The organism is Nocardiopsis chromatogenes YIM 90109, assembly GCF_000341185.1.
Lineage (GTDB): Bacteria > Actinomycetota > Actinomycetes > Streptosporangiales > Streptosporangiaceae > Nocardiopsis_A > Nocardiopsis_A chromatogenes.
Genome location: NZ_ANBH01000076.1, coordinates 24,178 through 48,181 on the forward strand (window position 1 = coordinate 24,178; position 24,004 = coordinate 48,181).

Consider the following 24,004-nt stretch of genomic DNA (forward strand, 5'->3'; position numbering starts at 1 on the left):
GGCCGTTCGCGTCCGGGCACCGGAACCGACCACCATCGAGAAGGATCCGATTGAGCACTCCTCCCATCGCGGCCGAGCAGGACCCGGGCACCGCGTTGACCCTGTTGGAGGCCTCCGAGGGCTCCGGCCTGGTGCGGCGCACCGTGCTCCCCGGCGGGTTGCGGGTGGTGACCGAGGCGGTCCCCGGCATGCGGTCGGCGGCCTTCGGGATCTCGGCCACCACCGGCTCCCGGGACGAGGACGACGACCATGCGGGCGCCGCGCACTTCCTGGAGCACCTGCTGTTCAAGGGCACCCGGCGGCGCAGCGCGCTGCAGATCTCGGCGCTGCTGGACGGCGTGGGCGCCGACCACAACGCCTACACGACCAAGGAGCACACCAGCTACTACGCCAAGGTGCTCGACCGCGACCTGCCGCTGGCGGTGGACGTGGTCGCGGACATGGTGGCGCACTCGGTGCTGGACCCGGGCGAGGTGGAGACCGAGCGCGGGGTGATCCTCGAAGAGATCGCCATGTACGAGGACGAGCCGGGCGACCTGGTCGATGACGTCTTCGCCGAGCACTTCTACGCGGGCAGCGCGCTGGGCCGTCCCATCCTGGGCACCAACGACACCATCGGGCGCATCCCGCGTGACCGCATCGCCGAGCAGTACGCCCGCGCCTATCGGCCGCCGGAGCTGGTGGTGGCCGCCGCCGGGGGGCTGGAGCACGAGGCCGTGGTGGACCTGGTGCGGGAGGCCTTCGCCGGGGTGCTGGCCGAGGCCCCGGACGCCGCACCGGCGGCGCCGCGCATCGGGGGTGCGCCGGTGCCGGTGCACGGCGGCACGGCGCTGCTGTCCCGCGACACCGAGCAGGCCCACCTCATCCTGGGCTGCGAGGGGGTGAGCCGCACGGACCCGCGCTGGTACGCGGTGCGGGTGCTCGCCTCGGCGCTGGGCGGGGGCATGTCCTCGCGGCTCTTCCAGGAGGTGCGCGAGAAGCGCGGCCTGGCCTACGCGGTCCAGGCGTTCCACAGCGCCTACGCCGAGACCGGGGCGTTCCAGATCTACGCCGGGTGCCTGCCGGAGAAGGTCGACGAGGTGCTGTCGGTGTGCCGGGACGAGCTGGCCGCGGCGGCCGGGGGCGGGCTCGCCCCCGAGGAGGTCGAGCGCGCCAAGGGCCAGATCAAGGGGTCCTGGGTGCTCGGCAGCGAGGGCTCCAGCGCCCGCATGGGACGGCTCACCGCGCACGAGCTGGGCTATGCCAAGCACTACTCGCTGGACGAGGACCTGGCGCTGTTCGACGCGGTGACGACCGAGGAGGTCGCACAGGTGGCCGGGGAGCTGCTCGGCGGGGAGCGCACGCTGGCGGTGATCGGCCCCTACGAGCAGGGCCGGGAGTTCTGAGGCGCGTCCGCGGGGCCCTCGGGCGCCCGCGCACGGGAGCGGGCGCGCGTGGGCCCCGCGGACGCGAAGAAAGGGCCGGTTCCGGGGACGCCCCGGAACCGGCCCTTACTCTGTGGCGGCGGCCGCTAGGAGCGGCGCTTCTTGCTCTGGACGTCGATGCGGGCCGGGCCTTCGGCGTCGGCCCCGTCCTTCACCGTGATCTCCAGGAGGCCGTCGTCGAACTTCGCCTCGATGTCGGACTCGTCGACGCCTTCGGGCAGGGTGATGTCCCGGCGGAAGGCGCCGCGGAACCGCTCCTCGGCGTAGTAGATGACCCCTTCGTCCTCCTTGCGGCGCTCACCGGAGATGGTGAGGTAGCCGTGGGAGAAGGTGACCTCGACGTTCTCGGGGGCGACCCCCGGGAGTTCGCTCCGGAAGACCAGGTCGGTCCCACGGGCGAAGATGTCCGTGGTGGGGCTCCACGCATCGGAGAAGCCGCGGTTGGTGGCGGTCCCCGTCTCCAGGTTGCTCATGGTGTCGGAGATGCGGTTCATCTCGGACATCATGTCCATCACGCCACGGAACGGGTTCCGGGCCCTCTTCTTGGGCGGCATCGTCGACCTCCTCTCACTTCTCGCCGGTGTCGCGGGGTGCGGTGTCCTTGGGCGCGGTGTCGTTCGGCGCCGTGCTGTGGGCGGGCTCGTCGATCGGGATCCGGTCGCCGTCGATCTGGACGGTCGCCGGCCCCTTGCCGTTCTTGGGCGCCACGAGGCCGCTGGGCAGCGTGGACGCCGGGCTCTCCTTGCCGAGTGCCCTCAGCAGGCTGAACGCGATGACGATCAATACGATAGCGAACGGCAGTCCGGTGGACACCGCCGCCGCCTGCAGTGCGGAGATCGCCTCCGCACCGCCCACCACCAGCAGCACGATGGTGATCAGGCCCTCCATGCTGGCCCAGAAGATGCGCTGGGCGCGGACGGGGTGCGGGTCGCCGCCGTTGGTGAGCATGTCGACCACCAGCGAACCGGAGTCCGAGGAGGTGACGAAGAAGATCGTCACCACCGCGACGGTGAGCAGCGCCAGCAGGGACAGGATCGCCGCCGGCAGCGGGAAGGCGTCGATCAGGTTGAAGGTCGCCGCCCCCTCGTTCGCGGAGTTGGAGATCATGTCGTCGCCTTCGAGGCGGAACATGTCGTAGAACATGCCGGTGCCGCCGAAGACGCCGAACCAGATCACCGAGACGCCGACCGGGGCGAACAGGGTGCCCAGGATGAACTGGCGGATCGTGCGGCCGTAGGAGATCCGGGCCAGGAACATGCCGACAAACGGCGACCAGGAGATCCACCAGCCCCAGTAGAAGATGGACCAGTCCTGGGCGAAGCCGCTGGCCGCCTCGTTGCCCTCGGGCGAGATGTAGCTCAGGCTCATCTGCACGAGGTTCTGCAGGTACTCGCCGAGGCCGGTGAACATCATGCTGAGCTGGAACAGCTTGGGGCCGACCAGGAACATGACGACCAGCAGGGCGAAGGCCATCCACAGGTTGATCACCGACAGGCGCCGGATGCCCTTGTCGATCCCGGCCACGACGCTGACCACGGCGATCGAGGTGATCAGGCAGATGATGACCACCTGGACGACGAGGTTGTCCGGGATGCCGAACACGTGGCTCAGACCGGCGCTGACCTGCTGTGTTCCCAGGCCCAGCGAAGTGGCCAGGCCGAACAGGGTGCCGAACACCGCCAGGATGTCGATCAGGTTGCCGATCCACCCGTAGATGCGGTCGCCGATCAGCGGGTACAGCGCCGAGGCGGGCCGCATGGGCAGGCCCTTGCGGAAGCAGAAGTAGCCCAGGGCCAGGCCCAGGACGATGTACACGGCCCACGGGTGGAAGCCCCAGTGGAACAGCGTGTACTGCATCGCCTGGGAGGCCGGGTCGGGGCCGACGCTGTTCACGAACTCGTCCTGCAGGTGCAGGGTGGGCTCGTAGACGCCGTAGAAGACCAGGCCGATGCCCATGCCCGCGGTGAACAGCATCGCGAACCAGGCCATGGTGCTGAACTCCGGACGCGAGGAGTCCGGGCCCAGGCGGATGTTCCCGTAGCGGCTGACCATCAGGAAGATGGACAGCAGCAGGAAGAAGGTGGTGGCCAGGACGTAGAGCCAGCCGAAATACTGGCCGATGCCGACCCGGACGGCGGAGGTGATCTCACCGAACCGCTCCGGAATCGCCACACCGACGATGAGGAACGCCAGGACGACCGCACCTGAGATGAAGAACACCGGTGGGTTCGTGTGCTCCCGGATGTATGCGTTTAAGCGAGAGATGGCGACTACCTCCTCGGGGCCGTCCGGGCCGTGACGGGGTCGGGAACACGCCTACCACCCCATGATCCCGCTGTCGTCGCAGGTGGGGCGGCTTGCTCGCGGTGCCGTGCTGCCCGAGTCCTGTTGCCCGGTGCCTGTTATCCAATTACGTTCCGCCATTAGCGGCAAGCTTTCGGATAAATCATAGACCGGTTCGGCGGCGACGCAGTATATGCGACGCGATCGGTTATCGTAAATTAATCCGAATGTGTGGTTCCCTGTAGCAAGCGGTACCTTCGGAGACGCTCGGTGTCGGTGGTGTCGCCCCGGGTCGCGCCGGGTCCTGGTCATATACCCCGCGGGCGGGGCGGCGAAAAGGGGGCGGGGGTGGTGCGACGCGGTCGCACAAATGCGACATAAACCTCGAAAGGGGCGGCTGTGGCAGGAGTGTGCCGAGACGTGCCGACACGGGGAGGGGTCGCCGGGAAAGGTGCGCCCAAGGTGGCGGCAAAACAACGGTAAAGCAGGTCAGAAGGGTTCTGGGCCGCCATTTCCCGGTGCGGCGGGGCGCGTCTCGATCTCCTGCGGCGTGACCTGGAGGTGCTCCTCCATCGCCGCCGCGGCCCGCGCGGGGTCACCGGACAGGACGGCGGCGAGTACCCCCTCGTGCTCGTCGGCCGACGAGGCGGGGTCCGCGCACACGGCCAGGAAGCGGCGGTGGCTCTGCTCGCGGGGTGAAGTTCGCCCGCGCTCACGCGCGGGTGGCACCGAGGTGCTGAAGCCGTGGACCGTCTCCGGAGTGTTCTTCGCGACGACCTGGGGGCCGACCTCGACTTCCTCCCGTGGGCGGTCTTCAACTGGAGCGGCGTCGTCTTCTCCTCGCCTCCGGTTTCCGGATCCGGCCACCCGGCGCCGATCCCTGCGGGCCGCTCCGGCGCTCTGACGTGGCCGGACGCCGCGGAGGCCGGGGAGTGCGGGCACCGTCGGGGGCCCATCGGCCATCGGCGGGGAATCTCCCCCTGTTAGTCTTTCGCGCCGGTGTGTGACCGACTCGGCGATTCCCCTGAGAGCACGGAGGAGAAATGGCGCGGAATGTGAAGCGGGTCGTGCCCTGGCTCGCGTCGATCAGTGCCGTTCTGCTCGGGCTGACCGGGTGCGGCCTCCTGGGTGGCGACGGCGGCCAGGGCGGCGGTGGTCAGGGCGGCGACGGGAAGGACGGCGGAGGCGGCTCCGGAGCCGGGACCGTCGAGCCGATCACCTCCCGGGCGACCAACGTCTGGGAGATGCCGGGCGGGCGCGCCGAGATGAGCCTGTACCGGGTCGACGACGAGCACATGGTCGCCCGGATGGCCGTGGTGAACGAGGAGGACACCCGGATCCATCTGAGTTCGCATCTGGCCGAGGGGTTCGGCGAGAGCGAGGACTACCCCTGGGACTACTTCTCCGGCGTCGCGTGGCTGGACCCCGACGGGCGGAAGCTGCACCGGCCCTACTACGTGGGCGAGGGGGAGTGCCTGTGCAGCTCCAGCTCCGACTCCGTCCTCGACGAGGGGGAGGAATGGGAGGGCTACGCCGTCCTCGCGGCGCCTCCCGCCGGCGTCGACGCGCTCACCGTCGTCACCCACGTCGCCCTGCCGTTCGTGGACGTGCCGGTCGAGGACGGTGCGCCCGAGGGGCTGGACTACACGCCCCCGAGCGAGGAGCCGGACGCCGAGCCGGAGACCGCCGAACTGGAGTCGGTGATCGAGTCCGACCGGGAGACGGTGATCGAGGACTCCGAGACCACCGACTTCAACCTGTCCACCGACGTGCTGTTCGAGGTCGAGGAGTCCGAGCTCACGTCCGAGGCGGACGAGCTGCTCGACACGACCGCGGCGGACATCGAGGAGCTGGGGCCCACCCGGGTCCGGATCGAGGGGCACGCGGACTCCTCCGGCAGCGACGAGATCAACGACCCCCTCTCCGAGGACCGGGCCGAGGCCGTGCGGACCGCGTTGGAGGAGCGCATCGGCGGTGACATCGAGTACGAGACCGAGGGGTTCGGCTCACGGGAGCCGATCGCGAGCAACGAGACCGAGGACGGCAGGGCGCGCAACCGGCGGGTGACGATCAGCGTGCCGAAGGGGACCCCCGTCGAGGAGGGGGCGGAGGGCGGCGGCGAGGCCGCTGAGGGCGCCTCTCCCGACGAGGACGGCGCCGCCGCACAGGGCGAGGGGATCCCCGCGACGGAGGCCGCCGTCTCCGGACCGGCGGACGACGACGAGGACGCCGCCGAGGTCGACGTCGCGCTCACCGGGCTGCACGCCGTCACCCCGAACACGGCGCTGCTCACCTACGAGCTGCACAACCCCAACGACGACGACGCGAGCGTCGATCTGTACATGTCCTCCGACGACTGGATGGAGTTCCGGTACCACTCCACCCACAACGTGTCCCTGGGGGACGGCGGCGGGGGAAGGACGGCGCGCCCCCTGCGGGTCGACGTCCCCGACGACCGGGAGGACCCGTACTGCTTCTGCTCGTCGGCGGCGGGGATCAACCTGGGGTCGACCATCCTGCCGCCCGGGGGGACGGCCGAGTACTACGCGATGCTCCCGGTCAACGAAGGGACGACGGCCACCGACGTCACGGTCGGCACCATGGGCACCATGGAGGGCGTCGCGATCACCCGCTGAGGAACGGGGCCTGGAGGCGTCTGGCGCGAGGGAGGCGCGGCGGGCATCGTGGGACGGGCGCTGCCGTCGCGACGCCCCCGAACGGAGTCCCTCGTGTCGAACGCATCGCCGCACCCCCCGTCCGCCTCCCGTGAGGACCGCAGGGTCCTCGCGGGGGCGCTTGCCGGAACCACGATCGAGTGGTATGACTTCTTCGTCTACGCCCAGGCCGCGGGCCTGGTGTTCGCCCCGCACTTCTTCGGCCCGGTGAACGAGCGGGCGCCCGGCCTGGCGACGCTCATCTCGCTGGCCACGATCGGCATCAGCTTCCTGTTCCGGCCGCTGGGCGCGGTCGTCGCGGGGCGGTTCGGCGACCGGATCGGCCGCAAGCGCATGCTGGTCCTGACCCTGCTCCTGATGGGGGCGGCCACCACGCTCATCGGCGTGCTGCCGACCTACGGACAGATCGGCCTGGCCGCGCCCGTCGTCCTCATCCTCCTGCGCATCCTGCAGGGGTTCTCCGCCGGAGGCGAGTGGGGCGGCGCCGCCCTGCTCTCGGTGGAGCACGCGCCGCTCGGGCGCCGCGGGCTGTACGGCGCCTTCCCGCAGATCGGCGTGCCGATCGGGCTCATCCTGGCGACCGGCGTGCTGTGGGCCGTGGACGCGGCGACGACCGAGGAGCAGTTCCTGGCGTGGGGGTGGCGGGTGCCGTTCCTGATGTCGGTGACGCTGATCGTGGTCGGCTACCTGATCCGGAGGGCCGTGGAGGAGAGCCCGGTGTTCCGGGAGCTGGAGGAGCGCACCAGGACCTCGTCGGCGCCGCTGCGCGACCTGTTCCGCGGCCAGAGCAGGAACGTGGTGCTCACCGCGCTGGTCTTCATCGGGAACAACGCGGCCGGGTACCTGCTCATCGCCTACTTCATCGGCTACGGGACCGGAGTGCTGGGGCTGCCGAGGTCGTCCGTCCTGCTGGCGACGGTCGCGGGGGCGGCGAGCTGGCTGGTGTTCACGCTCCTGGCGGGGGCACTGTCGGACCGGATCGGCCGGGTGCGCACCTTCCAGATCGGCTATGCGGCGATGTTCGCGTGGATGGTGCCGCTGTTCCTGCTGATGGACACGCGGGACATCCGCCTGTTCACGGTGGCGGTGCTCGTCATGAGCTTCGGGCTGGGGCTGTCGTACGGTCCCATGTCGGCCCTGTACGCCGAGATGTTCCCGGCGTCCGTGCGCTACTCGGGGGTGGCCATCGGCTACGCCCTCGGCGCCGTGCTGGGAGGGGCGTTCGCGCCGACGATCGCCGAGGCGCTGATGCAGTCCACGGGGAGCGGGCTGTCCGTGGGGGCCTACATCATGGTGCTGTGCGTGGTCTCGGGCGCGGCGGTCTCCATGGTGAAGGAGCCCAAGGACACCGAACTGGGGGATACGCGCCAGACGGCCCCGTGACCCGGTGCCGCCGGGGAGGAGGGCCGGGCCGGAGCGGGTGCGCGGCCACGGCGGTGCGGATCCGTCCGCCCGGCCGGGCTCATTCGCGCCGGGCGCCCTCGGGCCAGACGATGTCGACGGCGACGCCGCGGCCGCGTGCGGCTTCGACGGCGTCTCCGGTTCCGCCCCTGCCGCCCGAAGGCCGCCCGTCCCAGACCGCCACGAGCCGGTCGATGCCGCCCAGGACGGCCTCGTTGGCGTCCGCGTAGGCCTGCTCCCCGGCGGTCCGGTGCGGCATGTAGCGGACGGCGGCCGATCGCATCAGCAGGCCGTCGAACGCGTCGCGGTTGTGCGGACCGACCTTGGCCTCGCGGTAGTCGACCGAGGGCAGCACGACTTCGAGGCTCCCTCCGGCCTCCAGCACGACCTCGGCGAAGATCTGGTCGGCTCCGCGTGCCAGGCAGGAGAGGCCCACCAGGCCGCCGTCCCGGTAGGGGGCGATGACTCCGGCCAGTGCCTTGCGCACGAGAGGAACACTGTCGGCCGAGAGGTCGGAGTGGCCGGTGATCCCGATCCGCGTCATGTCCGCTCCCTTGGGTCGGTTCCCCGGTCGGCAGCGTACCGGGCGGCTCCCTGCGGACTCCCGCAGCCTCCTGCGGACCCCGGCGCCCGGTTCCGACGGCGCGATCGGAGACCGGCGGCGCAGGCGGATGGGGGACGGGGGTGGACGGACCGGACCGGGAGGGGCCCGCCTCAGCAGGCCCGTTCCCGTCGGCGTGCGGCTCAGGACGCCCTGATGTTGATCCGCTTCAGCCAGCGGTCGGTCCCGTCGTGGCGCGCGGCGAAGGAATTCCGCTTGTGGGCCACGCGGTGATTGTTCAGGATGACATGGTCACCCGGCTCGAGTGGAAATGCGACCTGGTTCCTGTCCATGCTGTCGTGGGCCGCCCGGAACGCGCGGGCGGACTCGTCGCCGTCGGGTTCCATGTGGGAGGCGTCGAACCGGAGGAAGGGGCGCCTCCTGGATCCGGAGAGGACGGCCGTCGGCTCGCGGTCGCGGAACCGCTTCTCGATATCCTCGAATTCCCGGTCCGGACCGCCGGGGTCCACCGTGTTGTTCTGCGGAAGGTGCGACCCGTCCGGAATGATTCGGAAGCTCTCCAGGAACAGCAGGTCGAGGTCCCGGTCCTCGATATCGGCCGGGCGGGGACGCGAGGCGACCAGCGGGATCCGATCCGGGTTCCTCAGGGACGCCAGGACGAGGTAGTCGGCGCGCCGGGGGTGGAAGGCGTCCTCGGTGTGGAAGGTGAGGGGCAGCTCGCTCCCGTTGCCCAGCCGCTCCTTCTCGTATCCCTTGATCGGGAAGACGTCGTTGACCAGGTTCCCGTTCTGCTGCGTCGGCCAGGCGAAGGGGGTGCCGAGCAGGTGGCCGTAGAGGATGAGGGGGATCTCCTCGGGGAACTCCCGGTTCGGCCTGGGGCGGTCCCTCCAGTCCGCGGGGGTCGGCCCGATGCGGTCCTCGTCGACGACGTGGCCTCTGATCACGCAGTGGTCCGCGCTTTCGCGCTTGAACCCGCCGAGGAAGTCCCGGACACGTCGGGGAATCCGGCGCGCTATTTCCCGTGTTTCGGCGAAGAGCGCCTCACCGAGCATCGAAGAGTGCCGCGTCGCGAGCTCGACGCAAAGGTCGTTGATGCGACCGCTCTCCTCTTCGGTGAGAGTCAGTTCGCTGTGATGGGCACCGTCGTCATTGCTTCCCAAGGCCCTACCCTTCAACGTCTTCCACGATCGGCCGCGGGCAGCCTAGGTCGGTGGCGGTGGTGGGAGGAAGTTTCCCATGGTGACACTGTGCTTTCCTGAGGACCGCGGTAGCCGCCCACCGCCCGCGGCGACCTGCCCCCACTCCCAGCACCCCGGGCAGGGCCCGCAGGCGTGGGGCCGGAGCCGCCGAAAGAGCACCCTCACGGTCGCCCCCTTACGAGACTCGCGGGCTGAAGGATACGGCCGTTACGGGAACGGGTGCGGCTCGGCGTTGACGGCCGCGGCGGGGAGGTCGCCGTCCCGGAATCCCAACAGCCGCGGCACTGTCCGCAGGCGGGGCAGGCCCTCGATCCGGCGGTTGCGGTGGCCGAAGGTCATGGGCAGCGTCCCGGGAACGATGACCTTGACGCAGGACAGGCCGCCGAGTTCGTGCTCCGGAGTCGTCTGATCGACGACGATCACGTCCAATCCGGCGCCGAGGCAGCGGTCGACCGCAGCACGGGCGTGGTCCCGCAGATCGTCGCCGTGAAACCCCGCGGAGTCCCCGATCGAACCCAGTTCGCGGGTATGCGGTGAGTCGATCAGGTATGCCAGGCGCTCGGCGGCGGAGGGATCGGCATAGCACAGCGCATGGTCCTCCATATGGGTGACCAGTTCCGGTTGGCCGGCCATGGTCCTGGCGCGGCCGGGGTCCGTGCGGTACCGCTCGGTGACGTCCCCCAGGATGGGAACGAGTTCACTCAGGGCGTTCTGGGCGGCGCCTGCGGCGGTGGGGTGCGAACCGGCGGCGCAGACGACCGCGGGGCGGTCGTCACCGCCTCCTGCGGGGTTGACCGCCATCGCCCATACGCACGGCAGACCCAGCTCGGTGGTGGTGTCGAACAGCAGCATCCTGTAGCCGGTGCCTGCCTCGGCGGCGGCCATTCGGAGGGCCACGGCCGAGTCGGTGTCCGCTACCCGAATGCGGGGTGCCGGGAGGCGTGCGTACCAGGTCAGCAGGAAGGCATCGCGTTCGGCGACTTCCAGCAGGCCGTACAGGACCGCCTCCGCGAGCGAGCCGCCCAGGGCGCAGCCGTTGGAGATCTCGTAGACGAAGGCCGGGTCTTCCCGGCCGGTGAGGGAACTGTTGTAGAAGGCATAGGAGAGCGGGACCAGGACCGGCTCTCCGCGGGCGAATGAATGGCCCCACACCCAGGAGTACTCGGTCCGCTCGTCGAAGGGGGAGTAGGGGAAGTCCGGTTCGGTGTAGCGCTGCGGGTCGTGCAGGCCGAGTTCGCGGGGGTCGAGCGCCTGGCCCTTGATGTCGGCGTAGGCGGCGGTCACCACGGTGTCGCCGCGTGCCCCCGCCGCCCGGGGGACGCTTCCGTAGCGCTCCAGCGCCTCCATCAGTGCGACCTTGCGGCTCGCGGGGAAGGTGGCGGCGCGGCCGGACCCGGCCTCCTCGATGCCCGCCCCGAGACCGACCCGCGCAGCGGTGACGACCAGGCCGCCCGCGGACACGTAGCTTCGGGGTCGGGCGACGATGCCCGTCGAGTCGTCGACGTACAGTGCCTCGAGCCGATCCAGTTCGGCGCCGATGTCCCGGGACCTGTAGCTGCCCGGAGCGTAGGCGGGGGAGGCGGCCAGCGTGAGCGGCCGGGGCGCGTCGCCGCCTGCGGCGGATCCGCCGCACACCGGGCACAGCGGGTCGGGGAGGAAGGTGTGGCGCGCCAGAGCCAATGTCTCCAGGTCCAATCGCAGCAGCGCGGTGCGCGTCCGGGGCTCGGTGCCGTCGACGAGTGACGCCATCTCGTCGAGCACCAGGTGGGCGGCCACATCGGCGGCCACCGGCGTCAGCCAGTCGGACGGGGTGGTGGACAGCCGTTCGCGGTGCGCCCGCAGCACGGCGTGTCGCTCCGGTTCGTCCGGGGCGATGCGTCGGCGGCGCAGTTCCGCGCAGCGGCCGCAGCCGGGACCGCCCGTACGCTCCGTCGGACCGATCACGACGTCGTTGAGTTCGGCACGGACGCGCAGCCACGGGACACCGAGGCGCGCCGCGGTCGGCCGGGCCTGCGCGGCACGGTCCAGGTTCCAGGAATCGTCGGCCGTGACGAGCGCGTCCCAGACCGGGGCCGCCCCGTCGCCGGTCCCTTCGGGTGAGACCTCGGCGTTGCGTTCCGCGGCCGCGCCGGTGATCGCCTCGGCGAGCAGGCCCGTGCCGTACAGCAGAATCGACCGAGGCCGGGTGGGGGCGGAGTCAGGCATCGAACATCACCACCGAGACGATGTAGGGAAGGATGGCCGCAGTGGCGGGGTCGTGGTCGAGCGGGACGGCAACGGCCACTTTGCCGCGGCGGCGCAGGAGAGCGGCGGTCCGCTGCGGGTCCGGCGAACGGTCGGCGGCGCTGCCCGCCGTGGGGCGGTGGGTGCCGTCGCCCTCGGGGCGGGGGACCGGCTCGGTGCGCGGAGTGCCGAGCGATGCGTGACAGGAACCGCCGCGGGCTTCCGGGGGAAGCTGGTCGCGCATCACCAGGCGCACCAGTCCGGTGCTCAGGGCGGAGGCGGCATCGGCGCCTGTGGCACAGCCGACCAGTGTCGCGCCCTGCCGCAGCGCCAGCACGGTCGGCCCGCGCGCCTCGCTCAGGTCGTCGACCTCGGGGAGCCCGGCGAGGCCGGCCAGGTGGTCCCGGCAGCGAGTCCCGGCGGAGTCCAGCGCGATCCCTGTCGGGTCGATCCGTCGGCCAGGGGCGGCTCGGCCGGGAGCGGCGCTCGCTTCGCGGCACATGTGGTCGAACAGTGCCGTGGTGAGCGCTTGCCGCCAGGAGTGGCCCGCGACTCGGCAAGGAGCGGCCCGCACGGCAGAGGCCGGTACCAGGCGGAGGCGGTCGGGGGCATCGACCTCGAAGCCCCACAGGAAGCCGCCGTGCAGCTCCGCTGCCGCATGCTGCGGATCGGCCGCCGAGTCCTCGCTTAGGGCCGGGTGCGCTGTGCCTTCAGCGGTCAGCATCCGGCGCGGGTCCAGATGGTGGGCGCAGTGGTCGGCCAAGGCTGCCAAGGCGGCGGAGCATCGGGCCTGTTCGGGGTCGAACCCGCCTCCGAAGCGAACCGGGGGCGGCGGGCCGCACTTCGGCGCTTCGGGGATGGCGCGGGCGCGTGCTCGGCAGAGGTTGAGCGGCAGTTGCGGCAGATCGGCTTCGCCCAGCTCGATCGGCCCGAGCTGGGGATCGATGAGGGGGGCGGCTCGCCGGGAGAAGTCGGCCATGCCGATGGGCTCGCCGCGGGCGAGCCGGGCTATGCGCTGTCGGAACTCCGCCTCGGTATCGGCCGCGGCCGACCGGGTGCGGGGATGCGGCAGGCAGGAGGAGCCGTAGGAGGCCAGGGTGGCGCGCTCGATCCGCACCATATCGGGGGTCTTGCGGCGGGTCGCGGCCCCGGTCAGGCCGCGCATGGCGGAATGCACCAGCCGTGACGCCATCACGGTCTCCGCGGTCGTGGTGCTTCCTGCGGCGGCCTTACCGCCGTCGCCGGGGGACCCGGGGCCCTTGGGGTGCGGCCCCCCACTGCGGAGTACGGCGGCGCGGCGCAATTCGAGATCGCGCCACCCCGGGGCTTCGGGCTCGGCGGGCCGCGGCGGCAACAGCCAGGCGTGCTCTGCATCCAGGACGAGCAGCGCCAGCGGGGTTCCGGCCGCCCGGCACGCCCGCTCCAGCCGACCGGCGGCGCGGGTGTCCGCAATCGCCAGGACCGCGCTGAAGCGGTCGGCGATCGCCTCGGCCTCGCGGGGCCCGTCGTACCGGCGCAGGTTCTGGGCCGGTTCGCGGCACCAGCGCCGCCAGGTCTCGCGGCTCCATTCCGGGGCAGGGCCGGCGTCGGACAGGGGGGCCGCGCTGACATCGAGCAATCCGGAACGCAGGGCCGCGCGCACCAGCGGTGTCAGTGTCCGTTGCGGGGCGATCGCCGCCACGGAGGCGGCGCGGTAGGAGGCCCACGCGCCTGCCGCCTCCAGGCCGCCGGTGTGGGAGAGGAACCGGTCCTCCGGCTCGCGGTTCGGGGCGGTGTCCGCGCCGTCTCCCGGAGGGCCGGGCGGCTCGGGGGCCTCGGTAAGGGCGCCATGGCGGCGCAGGCCTGCGAGTACCTCCCGCAGCGCCGGGCGCCGGTCGGGCGGCACCGCGTTGATCAGGTCGGCTTCGGTGTGCGAGTCGTCCAGGTGCGGCAGTAGGCGCGTCGTCCAGGCGGCACCCGGCCCGCTGAGCGTGAGAATGCCGCGGTGGGTCAACAACGCGACTCCCTCGGCGGTGGCCGCGTGATAGGTGTCCGCGCGCAGACGCAGGGGGGCGCTCATCCCCGCACCCCCTTCGTGGGCGGGTGAGTGCCCAGGACGAACTCGCCGACGCTGCCCTCGACCAGAGGGTCCCGGCCGGTGACCCGTTCGAACTGCGCCGTGTCGCCGACGCCCAATGCCCGGGACGCCAGTCCCATGGCAGTGGCGACATTGTGCATCGTCTGGTACAGCGCCCCGAGGTTCTTCAGGATGAGGGCGTAGCAGAGATTCTCATACCGCCACATGATCCGGCCGAAGCGGGCGGCGATGACGAACAGCACCTGCGGTTCGCCGTCGGCTCCGGCCGTGGCCCAGGCCGCCGCACGTACGAGGCGGCGCACCGGCGCCGAGTATTCGCTGACGCGCACCAGGCGGTGCCCCGCAGGGTCGTAGTGGTAGAGGCCCGCATCGAGCCCCTGGACGTGGCGCACGACGGGATAGAGCTCGAGATCGCCCCCGCCGCTTCCTCCGGTGATCGACGGGCGGTGCACGTGCTCGACACCGTCGACGATGTCGGACTGGAGCGTCCGTGCGCTCCGGTACAGGAACTCGCCGAGGGAACGCAGGCCGATCGGCCGGGCGTCGTCGTGGTCGGCGCTGCTGCGGCGCCGTTCGATCACCGAGGTCAAGGTGCGGTCCTCGGTGAGAAGCCGCTCCAGGTCAGGGACGAACAGGTCGACGGCGGGCCCGGGATAGGGTGCGGGACGGGCGGGGACCGGCGCGAATCGGTCCTGTGCCCAGTCGCTGCGCCCCATCCTCAGCCCCGGATGGACGATCCACCGGGTGTTCGTGTGGAACCACAGGTCGTGGGCGGACCACTGCGCCCCGGCAAGGTCGGACTCCTCGCGCGGGTCGGCGAGCAATCCGGCGTTCTCCAGGTCCAGACGCAGGCGCAGGGCGGTGCCGTCGCCGTCGCCCGCATCGCCGTCCCCGTGCTCCAGGTCGGCCAGATGGCGCAGCAGCGCCGGCTCTGTGAACGTGAGGCGGGCACGGCCCCGAGGGGAGTGCGCGACCATGTCCGTGCCGTCCCGCCGGAGCACGGTGAACCGCGAGAGCCGGGGTGGGGAGTCGGCGACCGGAGGCGGCCGCCGATCCGCGATCGCCGCGGTCTCGATCGTATACAGCCGGTGTTCTCCTGCGCAGACGGTGACTACCAGCCAGCCGCGGGTGCGCAGGCGCTGCAGCAGCGCGCGGCACTCCGGGTCGTCCACGCCGGGACCGTCGGCCTCCTCGGAGAGGGGCCGGGGGCGGTCGGCGGGCATCGGCGCCGTCGCCAGTCGGCGCAGCAGATCGTATTGGGCAGCGCTGATCCGGCCGAGCGGCTCATGGTCGAGGCCGCACACCAGGTGGCGCATTCCGTCACTGTCCTTCACGCTGGTCACCCCCGGACGGAGGTGGAGGAGTTCGCGGATCGGCGCGGTTGCACCGCATGCGGCCGCGGCGTGCGATTCCCCCATCACACGGCCTCCTCTGCGGTCTCGGCCTCCTGGCCGCGGCCGCTGTGCCGCAGGGCCAGGTCCATGGCGGACACGCCGTAGGCGTCCTCGATCGCATTGGCGGCCAAGTGGCACAGCAGGAAGCGTTCGGCCGGGGTGACACCGAGCCGCGTCAGGTGGAGGTAGAGGTAGTTGAGCGCCAGCCGCCACGTGGACATCCAAGGGGTGTCCATGATGCGCTGCCAGCGTGGGCTGTCCCATACGGCGCGGTGGTAGGGACTGATGTCGACCAGGTTCATGCCATCGGGAGCGTCCTGGTCCGCCTCCGCAGGCGAGGGCATGGACAGCCGTCCAGCGTTGACGAGCTGATACCCGGTCACCATGGACGCGCCCAGGGACCTCACCCACGAATCGACGAAGGGGATCCGGGGAAGGCCGGCCCCAGGCTGATCCAGTCCGTAGGTCACCTGGTGGACCCGCCTGGCCAGTGACCCGGCGTGGTGTGCGTAGTGCCGGTCCCACGCGGGGCGCTGGCCGCGGCCCTCGGGCCAGCGGTACAAGAACGCCTCGGCATGGGAGCGCAAAGAGCCCAGTCCGGAGATGATGCCTCCGCCGCTCATCCGATGCGCCGTGGCGACCATCAGGTCAAAGGCGAGTGCAAGGCGCCGGCTCTCGGCGGCGGCGACGTGCTCGGTCATGGCCAGGAGCAGGGGCGTGGTCTCGGTGAGGAAGTCGGCCAGGTGCTGAGCCGCCTCGGCGGTCCGCACCGCCTGCACCCGGCCGTCGTAGCGGGCCGGAACCACCGTGTTGTCGGCATGCCAGGGAAACAGCGGTCCCGCTTCGTGCTCCAGTTCGGCGAGCCGCCGGTGGGTATCGGCGAGGGAAGCTTCGTCGCACCCGCCGTGCGAGGGGTGGGCGGCCAGGAAGCGCCCGATGATCCGCTCGGCGGTCGGCAGCACCGTGGTGCGAAACGCGTCGCGGGTCGTCCTGATGTTCAACCTGACGTGCGGCCCGCGCAGCCAGTGCCGGACGAAGTAGACGCCGTCCACCTCGGCAAGGTCCGCGAGACGCTCGGTGCAAGGGCCGATACCCTCGATGATGAGCCGATCCAGACCCGGCTCGTGGTAGTGCACGTGGATGCTGTGCCACTCCATGGTCATTCCTCCGATCGGAGCAGGCCGACAATCCCGGTCAGAGCCGCGGCCCTCAGCTCTCGCTCGATGCGGAGGTCCACACCGAGGCGGTTGCATGCCAGGTGAGCGCAGGCATCGACGATGTCCAGCACGTCGGGATCATCGGACAGTTCACACGTCAGCCGGCGTACCGCCCGCGCCCAGGCCACGAGTACTCCGTTGCCGTCGAGTTCGGGGGCCTGCTCGGCCAGGGTCCGCATCTGGTCGGCGGTGCGGACGAGTTCCTTGCGATTGGGGACACGGCTGCGGTGCCTGTCCGTCGCCGATCCGTCGGCGTTCCGCAGGAGCCGATCGACCAAGGTCGGCGGGTCCCGCTCCACGCAGAACCAGGCGAGCAGGCAGAATGCCATCGCGGCACGGGTTCTGACCGTCATCGGGACGGCGTCGCGGATCACCGGCAGGACGATCCGGCTCGACTCGTGGAAATGCCGCTCGACAACGCGGATGGACGAGTAGCGTGCATACCGGCGAAGTTCGGGCCGGTAGGGGATATATGCCAACGAGTTGTTGGGCTGCAGCCCCGGCAGGGCCGGGTCGACCCCTTCCGCGCGGGACAGTTCCGCGGCCAGCGGCTCATAATCCGCCTGTTCCAAGGAGTCCGGGGCCGGCTGCGCGGCGAAGAAGCCACCGGCGACGGATTCCACACGCTGTGCCACCTCGGGAAGCCACCGGGACGCACACCTGATGCGCAGGCGGACGTGCGGTCCTCCGTCCCAGTAGCGCAGGAAGAAGTATTCGTGGCCGAGGCCGGCGGCTTCGAGTTCGTTCAGGAGCGGATGGACCAGGCCGGTCAGTGGCCGATCCAGGCCGCCGTGGTAGAAGATGTGCACACTCAGCCAGGAATGGTCAGCCACGGCGTGCTCCCCCGCCTCCCGCGGGCGCTCCGTCCTGCGCGTCCAAGGGCACTTCCACCAGGTACTCGGTGACATGCGCGGATCCGCGTTCGGCCCAGTCCGACGGATCAGGCAGGGCCTCCTCGAAGATGACGGTCCGCCATTCCCGTCCGACCATCGCCTCCAGGGCATCGACGAGGAAGACGTTGGCGAAGTCGACGTAGAGGGGTTTGGCGGTGCGCCGCAGGGCGAGGTTCTCACGCAGGGATCGGCGGCGCTGAGAGGAGTCGGAGACCGGCCGGACGAAGCACCGTTCCGGCACGCCGAGGCCGTCGCGCCACTCGGCGAGCCGCAGTAGGAAGACGGCGTCGGACTCGCCCTTCCTGCGGCGTGGGACCTGGGAACCGGCGACCGCCCATTGCGCACGGCTGAGGACGACGCGCCCGGCCTGGAGCCGCGGCCACTGCTCGACCGGAGCCTGTCGCAGCAGGCCGCGACCGTTCCAGGGCATGTCGGGAGGGCGTTCCCCGAACGCCGTCAGCATCAGGCGCGCGGCCGGGGGGAGCATGTTCTCCCCCATCATTCCCAAGTGCACGGGAGTGACTTCGACGTCCAGGCCCTGTGCGACCAGGAACAGGCCGTCGCGCCCAGCGGATGACCGCACCGCCAGGTCGCCCAGGGCGATGCCGGACACGCCCGGCGGGGGCGGCGGTTGGAACGGGTAGGCGATCTCGTAGGGAACGCTGGGCATCCGGTCGTTCAGCGCGATGCCCTGGCTGGTGGCGATCGCGGCCGGCACCGGTGGAGGGCCGTACGCCTCCGCGGCGCCGTCGGCGCGGCCTCCGACCGCAGCGGTGGCATCGCCGCGCAGATACGCCATCCGGCTGTGCCCCCGCCCGAAGCCAGTATCGAGGCGGTTGAGCACCACCGAAACCTGGCGGTCTCCCGGAGCGGACACCGGCTGGGCATACACACCGAGCGAGCGCAGCGGCGCCAGCCACCCCGGAGTCGCTGCGGCGAAGGAGGCCAGCTCGTCCATGTCGACCCGAGCGACGCCGTCGCTGTCGACGGGCCGCTGCACGCAGGACATGGCGCTTCTGTTCAGCGCGGCCGCCTCGGCGGCCGCCGAGCGGTCATCGGACAGGTCGTAGACCGCCGCCGGCAATGCCTGCCACAGCGCGCCCAGCTCTTGGCCGTCCGCGGTCCCGGCCTCGATTTCCGCCATCAGCTCGTAATGGAAGTCAACGAAGGGCATCGAATCGAGGTCGGCGAAGCGGCGGTGCCACCAACTGTCCATGGCGCGGCGAAACCCCCACTCAGGCACCAGCGCCGCCAGCCAGCGGCCGAGAGTCCGCAGGTCGTCGAGGACCGGTTGCCAAGCGGCGGCATCCGGAAAGGCGAGTGGGCGGTCCGCGACGAGGGCGTCCGCCGCAACCGCATGAGCGGCGCCGGAGGCATCCCGGCCATCTTCCGCATCCTCGGCCTCGGCTTGGTCCGAGGCACGATCGTCGGGGCCGTCCTCGGTCAGCCGGGCGACCACCTGCGCGAGTCGGGTCTGCCGGCGCCGATGTTCCATGACATCGTCCACGGGTACGGGGTTGCGGATCTCGTGGGCGAGGATGTCAAGCCGTTCCCGTGTCTCGTCGCCGATGGCCGGAATGTCCTGCACCCAGCGGCTCAGCGCCTCCGGGGCCGTGGGCCGGACACCATCGGGGGGAAGCAACTCCAGTAGGCCGATGTCGCAGAGCCGGTCGAGCAGCAGCGCGGCCCGCCTGGTTCCCGATGATCCAGCGGCGGCCGCCAGCCGATCCCGGACTTCGACCGGCGTCATCGGCGGATTGTCGGCCACGAGGCGCAGGCACGCCGCAATGGCCGGAGCCGTGCCGATGGTGACCACCTGCTCGGTCGGCGGCGGACCGAGGAAGCGCAGCCGGTCTCGGCCCCGGGTCACACTGGGGTTGAGCCGCACCGTCATGGTGTCCTTGACATCGGGCCGCTCGACCAGGGTGTCGAACCACGGGCGCATGGCCGCCTCATAGAGTTCGGACACGCCCCGCGCCCCGCAGCTGCGGGGCGCGGACGGCGGATCGGCGGGGGCGCCGGCCGCGTCGAACACCCATTGGCCGCTTCCCGCGACCATGAAGCCGCTGAAGGGGCTGGTCTTGGCGGCGGCACGGGTCGCGTAGCGGACCAACCGGGATACCGACCTGCGGCGCGGGCGACGGCGCGGGTCGGCGAGCCAGCGGTCCAGCACGCCGCTGAGGACCTGATCGGCCTGAAACAGGCCGCGCCTGAACCACGGATCGCTCAGCTGTCGGCAATAGCGGTCGTCGATGGAGTGCAGTTCGGTGGAGAGTGTGGCCGCAAAGGCATGCTGCTCTTCGTGCCAGAGTTCGCGTTCCTTGATCCACGAGTCCACCCGCTTGGCCAGGCCGCCGGGCAAGGACGTGGCCACCTCGGCGTTCCACACCCGGGCCGACGGACGGCGCAGCCGGTACACGGAACGGCGCAGCGCGACCAATGCGGGCTTCGCAGGCGAGCCGTCGGGAAGGCCGGCGATCGCGTTGTAGAGTTCGCTGCCCAGTTCTCCGGCATTCTCACCGACCCTTCTTCGGATCGAGAGCAGGCTCCGCAAGTGCTCAGCGGTATCGTTGAATGCCAGTTCCGCAAGGCCGACAGCGGGGAGGCCCGCCATCCGCACCGCCATCCGCGGTCCTGGCGGCATTCCGTTCACACACGGTTCGGTCACGCGACGTGCTTTCGTGATACGGGGCGATGGCCGGCGCCACACGGGAGTGACGGCGCCGGCCACGGCGCCGGTGGATGGATCGGCGCGCCATGGTGACCGGTACAGGTCACCTGGCGGGATTCGAATCGGCAGGTCAGGCGTGTGTGCCGGTGTCCGGGACGATCAGCGGTGTACACCGTTCCACTGATGCCGGTGACCGGCCATCGTGCTGCGGGGATTCTCTTCGGTAGGCGACCGGCGCCCAGGGGGATCCGCGGACGCCGAATGCTCTACTCGGCCCGCTCGCGCTGCTTTCCGAATCAGCGAGCAGAATGCGCCTATTCCAATTCGTCCGATCCGTTCTCGAACGCATAAGGAGCAGGGGTGCTGCAGGTTTGGCTGCAGCATGCGCAGCAGCACACGGTGTTGAAGCTGCACGGCATCGAACCGGTCGATGCGGCGTGCTCCTGCATGCCGTGGCCGGTGGTGAGGGTCTCGAGCTCCAGTCCGGTGCTGCCGAGGTCGAACACGTCCATGGGCAGGTCCTGGACGTCAAGGTCGAGCCGATTGTTCATCGTGCTGTCCTTCCGTTCGTTAGTCTCGCCCGCGGTGTATCGCGGCTGACGACGGCCACGCTGGCAGCATCGGCTTGTCGGCGACCTTGAAGAAGTCTGAATCCCTGAGTTGAGCCCCCCTGTGCGCGGCGGCGAAACGCCTCTTCGACGGTGCAACTGTCCGGAACGGGCCGGAGCAGCGCCGCTTCGGCGGGAACCGTCGCTGAGGCGCTCGCGTCCCTGCAAGTGATGAGCCGGGAATCCATGGAGATGGCACCACCGGGAGAGGACCACGGGCAGGGCCGACCTGTGCAGGCGGCGCTGGCCGACGGCGCGGGCCGAATCGTCTCTGACGGCCATGCGGTACCGGGCGATGGAGTGAAGGCCGGTCGGTCCGACGCGCACGCGGGTCGAGAAGTGCGGTTCCGATTGCTGGGCAGCATCGAGGCCTGTGGGAGGGGAGGTCGGCCAATCGACGTCGGGCCGCCGCGGCAGCGGACGGTACTCGCCGCCCTGCTCATGTCCCCGCAGCAGTCGGTACCGGTCGACCAGCTCGTGCAGCGTGTCTGGGGCGGGCACCCGCCGCAGCGGACCAGGGCGACGCTGTACACCTACCTCTCCCGCCTGCGACGGCTCTTGCCCGCGCAGGCGGCCGCCATCTCCCACGCGCACGGCGGATACGTGCTCCAGGCGGACGCACGGTCGGTGGACCTGCACAGATTCCGCGACCTGCTGGCCACCGCGCGTCGCACGGACGACGATGTGCGTGCCGCCGAGTCCTACCGCCGTGCACTGGCGCTCTGGCGCGGTGAGGCCTTCCTCGGCATCGATACACCGTGGTTCAACGAGATCCGCACCGCACTCTGCCGCGAGCGGCAGGCGGCCGAACTGGACTACGCCGACGTGCGGCTTCGGCTCGGTGAGCACGCGGAAGCGCTGTCAGTGCTCGCGGAACTCAGCGCCGCACATCCGCTGGATGAACGTGTGGCCGCCCTGTACATGACCGCGCTGTACCGCTGTGGTCGACAGGCCGATGCCCTCGCCCACTACCGGCAGATGCACACAAGACTCACCGATGAGTTGGGGATCGATCCCGGGCGGGACCTCCAGGATCTCCACCAGGCGGTACTCGGCCGCGACGCACGGCTGAGCGCGGCCGCCACCGGCGTCGCGACGCCGCCCGCCAGGCCGAGCTGGCCCGTGCAGTGCCAACTCCCCTTGGCGATCTCCGGCTTCGTCGGACGCTCCGCGCAGATTGAGGACCTTCAGGCGACACTGACCGGGGGGTCGCCGGTCCCCGTCGTGCTGTCCGGTGCGCCCGGGGTGGGCAAGACCGCCTTGGCGGTGCACATCGGCCATCGGTTGCGCACCGCTTTCCCCGACGGCCAGTGGTACCTCCGACTGCACGGTGTCGGTGAACGGCCGCGCGAACCGAGCGATGCCCTGGCCGAACTCCTCCGCGCCGCCGGGATGGCCCTGGAGGCGATCCCCGAGACACTGGAGGAGCGGGCCGCGGCCTTCCGGAGCCGGGTCGCTGATCGGCGGATGCTGCTGATCCTCGACGACGCGGCCGGAGCCGGACAGGTGCGGCCTCTCCTGCCGGGGACGACGGGGGTCTCCGTACTGGTCACCAGCCGCTCCGACCTCCGCGGCCTGACGGCCAGCCACACGGCCCGGACCGACATGATCGATGTGCTCCGACCGGCGGAGGCGCAGGCGCTGCTCGCCGGTGTCCTGGGGGAACAGCGCACGGGTGCGGAACCTGAAGCATGCGCGAAGGTCGCCCGGCTCTGCGCCTACCTGCCCATGGCGCTCCGCATCGCTGCGGCGAACCTGGCCGCGCAGCGCAGGCGCTCATTGGCGTCGTATGCGGCCGAGCTCGCCAGCCGCGGCCGCCTCGCCGCACTCTCCGTCCCCGGAGACCGCCACACCGCGGTCCGCTCCGTCTTCGACGACACCTGCGCCCGCCTGGACGAGACGAGCGCCCGCTTGTTCGTCCTGCTCGGAGTCCATCCGGGGCCCGACTTCACCGCCGCGGCGGCCGCGGCCCTGCTGGGGTCGACGGAACCCGCCGCCGTCCGCCTGCTGGACACACTCGTCACCTCCGGACTCCTGCAGCGGACCGCCGCGGAACGCTACCGGTTCAACGACCTGCTGCGTCTCTACGCCGCCGAGCGCGCTGAATCCGACCCGGGCATTCCGGCCGCGTGGCAGCGCCTGTGCTCGTGGTACCTGGAAACGACCGAGACCGCTACCGCCGCCGCCTTCGGGCCATCGGACGGCACGTCCCCGCCTTCCGGCCGGAGCGGGGCGCCGACACGCTTCGCACACCGGAGCGAGGCGCTCGCATGGCTGGAGGCCGAGCATGTCAACCTGCTGTCGCTCATCCTTCAGGCCGCCGACAAGGGCCCACACGAGATCTCGTGGCGCTTGGCCGATCGGACCCGACTGTACTTCGCCGAGGGGCGCGAACCCTGACCGCATGAGCGGAGCGCCTCCTAGAGCAGTGCTCCGCATGGTCCGGTGTCGTTCCGTTCCAGGGGTGGGCACGGCTCTCGCGCCTGGGCGGCTTCGCACATGCGTGACGGTGCGGGGCCCCGCCTCGCACGCGCCAAGGTGTGGCGCGGGTTCCACATGGGGGACCAGGGTGCGGCCGACTGCACGGGCGCCCGAAGATCCTCCGCGCGCTGGGTCCCGGATGAAGAGCGAACCCCGAGCCCAAGAGGGGGTGGACCCCGCGTCCTTTGGAGCGCGTGTAGCCGTCTGAACTGGGGTTTTGTTGCGCATCCGGCAGGATTCGGGCCTGCGGACGTCGGATGTGGGTCTGGTTCGGCTCGCAGGACGACGCCGACGAAGGCGCCGTCGTCCGCCTCTGCCCGGAGCCTTGCCGCGTCGCGGCGACCGTGGCCGAGCTGACCGGCCTCACTGCCGGTCGCCGCGCCCACCGGCCCGTCGGCGGGCTGGTGGCGCCTCGCGACCACCGCGCTCTCCGCCAGGACGCGGCAGGCGCGGTGACCGGGGGCGGAAGGAGAATTCGCCGACCGACCAATCCGGATCCGCCGGAGCGCCGAACCCCTGGTGTGAAAAGCACGGGAGAGGCGGACAAGGGGCGGGACGCCCGTTCGGTCGGCGCGGGGGCGGCCACCGGGGTCCTCGCGGCGGCCGCGGCTCTGGGAGCCGGGGAGCTGGCCGCGGGGCTGACGGGGACGGCTTCCCCGGTCATCGCCGTCGGGGACGCCCTGGTGGACAACAGCCCGTCGTGGGCCAAGGAATTCGCGATCGCGGTGTTCGGGATCTACGACAAGATCGCGCTGCTCGCCGGGGTGTACGCCGCGATCGCGCTCTTCGCGGCGGTGCTCGGTGTCCTCTCGCTCCGCCGCTCCGTCGTCGGCTACACCGGGCTGGCCGCGTTCGCTGCGGTCGGCGCCGTGGCAGTGGCGGTGCGCCGCGCCGAC

The 24,004-nt window shown here is 71.1% G+C and carries 16 protein-coding genes and 1 pseudogene; 5 read left to right on the top strand and 12 right to left on the bottom strand.

Annotated elements, in window-relative coordinates:
• Positions 1-50 precede the first annotated feature (50 nt).
• Positions 51-1,385: a M16 family metallopeptidase gene (locus tag D476_RS0107745; RefSeq protein ID WP_017623381.1), complete on the top strand. Its 1,335-nt coding sequence runs from the start codon at positions 51-53 to the stop codon at positions 1,383-1,385.
• A gap of 125 nt (positions 1,386-1,510) precedes the next feature.
• On the opposite strand, the gene D476_RS0107750 is transcribed toward D476_RS0107745, so the two are convergent.
• The 3 genes from D476_RS0107750 to D476_RS38810 form a co-directional block, all read right to left on the bottom strand.
• Complete coding sequence (locus D476_RS0107750; RefSeq protein WP_017623382.1) at positions 1,511-1,978, bottom strand: Hsp20/alpha crystallin family protein; 468 nt, start codon at positions 1,976-1,978, stop codon at positions 1,511-1,513.
• Between the two features lie 13 nt (positions 1,979-1,991).
• Positions 1,992-3,644: a BCCT family transporter gene (locus D476_RS0107755; protein WP_017623383.1), complete on the bottom strand. Its 1,653-nt coding sequence runs from the start codon at positions 3,642-3,644 to the stop codon at positions 1,992-1,994.
• A 552-nt stretch (positions 3,645-4,196) separates the two neighbouring features.
• A complete protein-coding gene (locus D476_RS38810) occupies positions 4,197-4,574 on the bottom strand; it encodes an FCD domain-containing protein (RefSeq protein WP_239648627.1) in 378 nt (125 codons plus the stop codon).
• Positions 4,575-4,750: 176 nt separating this feature from the next.
• Here D476_RS38810 and D476_RS35485 point away from each other — a divergent pair, with 176 nt between their 5' ends.
• Together D476_RS35485 and D476_RS0107770 are read left to right on the top strand one after the other, a co-directional pair.
• Positions 4,751-6,343 carry an OmpA family protein gene (locus D476_RS35485; protein ID WP_017623385.1) on the top strand — a complete coding sequence of 531 codons (1,593 nt, stop codon included), beginning with the start codon at positions 4,751-4,753 and terminating at the stop codon, positions 6,341-6,343.
• Positions 6,344-6,436: 93 nt separating this feature from the next.
• Positions 6,437-7,765, top strand: coding sequence for an MFS transporter (locus tag D476_RS0107770; RefSeq protein WP_017623386.1), 1,329 nt, complete (start codon positions 6,437-6,439; stop codon positions 7,763-7,765).
• Between the two features lie 79 nt (positions 7,766-7,844).
• Here D476_RS0107770 and D476_RS0107775 read toward each other — a convergent pair whose 3' ends face one another.
• From D476_RS0107775 to D476_RS37875, 9 genes are all read right to left on the bottom strand, one after another.
• Positions 7,845-8,327, bottom strand: coding sequence for a hypothetical protein (locus D476_RS0107775; RefSeq protein WP_017623387.1), 483 nt, complete (start codon positions 8,325-8,327; stop codon positions 7,845-7,847).
• Between the two features lie 200 nt (positions 8,328-8,527).
• On the bottom strand, positions 8,528-9,520 hold the full coding sequence (locus D476_RS32425) for a TauD/TfdA family dioxygenase (protein ID WP_152529254.1): 993 nt from the start codon (positions 9,518-9,520) through the stop codon (positions 8,528-8,530).
• A gap of 231 nt (positions 9,521-9,751) precedes the next feature.
• Complete coding sequence (locus D476_RS32430) at positions 9,752-11,749, bottom strand: TOMM precursor leader peptide-binding protein (RefSeq protein WP_017623389.1); 1,998 nt, start codon at positions 11,747-11,749, stop codon at positions 9,752-9,754.
• Positions 11,742-13,826 (bottom strand): hypothetical protein, encoded by a 2,085-nt coding sequence (locus tag D476_RS36985; protein WP_017623390.1) that lies wholly within the window; start codon positions 13,824-13,826, stop codon positions 11,742-11,744. Before D476_RS36985 ends, D476_RS32430 begins: the two co-directional genes overlap by 8 nt.
• Positions 13,823-15,178, bottom strand: coding sequence for a SagB family peptide dehydrogenase (locus D476_RS36990; RefSeq protein WP_152529255.1), 1,356 nt, complete (start codon positions 15,176-15,178; stop codon positions 13,823-13,825). The genes D476_RS36985 and D476_RS36990 overlap by 4 nt, the downstream gene beginning before the upstream one ends.
• An 83-nt stretch (positions 15,179-15,261) precedes the next feature.
• Positions 15,262-16,401 carry a thiopeptide maturation pyridine synthase gene (locus tag D476_RS0107800; protein ID WP_160167435.1) on the bottom strand — a complete coding sequence of 380 codons (1,140 nt, stop codon included), beginning with the start codon at positions 16,399-16,401 and terminating at the stop codon, positions 15,262-15,264.
• Positions 16,398-17,288, bottom strand: coding sequence for a thiopeptide-type bacteriocin biosynthesis protein (locus D476_RS0107805; protein WP_017623393.1), 891 nt, complete (start codon positions 17,286-17,288; stop codon positions 16,398-16,400). Before D476_RS0107805 ends, D476_RS0107800 begins: the two co-directional genes overlap by 4 nt.
• On the bottom strand, positions 17,281-19,974 hold the full coding sequence (locus tag D476_RS0107810) for a lantibiotic dehydratase (protein ID WP_017623394.1): 2,694 nt from the start codon (positions 19,972-19,974) through the stop codon (positions 17,281-17,283). The genes D476_RS0107805 and D476_RS0107810 overlap by 8 nt, the downstream gene beginning before the upstream one ends.
• Before the next feature lie 359 nt (positions 19,975-20,333).
• Complete coding sequence (locus tag D476_RS37875) at positions 20,334-20,570, bottom strand: thiomuracin/GE37468 family thiazolyl RiPP peptide (RefSeq protein WP_017623395.1); 237 nt, start codon at positions 20,568-20,570, stop codon at positions 20,334-20,336.
• A gap of 288 nt (positions 20,571-20,858) precedes the next feature.
• Between D476_RS37875 and D476_RS32445 the strand changes: the two genes are divergently transcribed.
• A complete protein-coding gene (locus D476_RS32445) occupies positions 20,859-23,027 on the top strand; it encodes an AfsR/SARP family transcriptional regulator (RefSeq protein ID WP_017623396.1) in 2,169 nt (722 codons plus the stop codon).
• Between the two features lie 602 nt (positions 23,028-23,629).
• Positions 23,630-24,004 (top strand): annotated as a pseudogene (locus D476_RS35490) (molybdopterin-binding oxidoreductase); the annotation flags it as partial.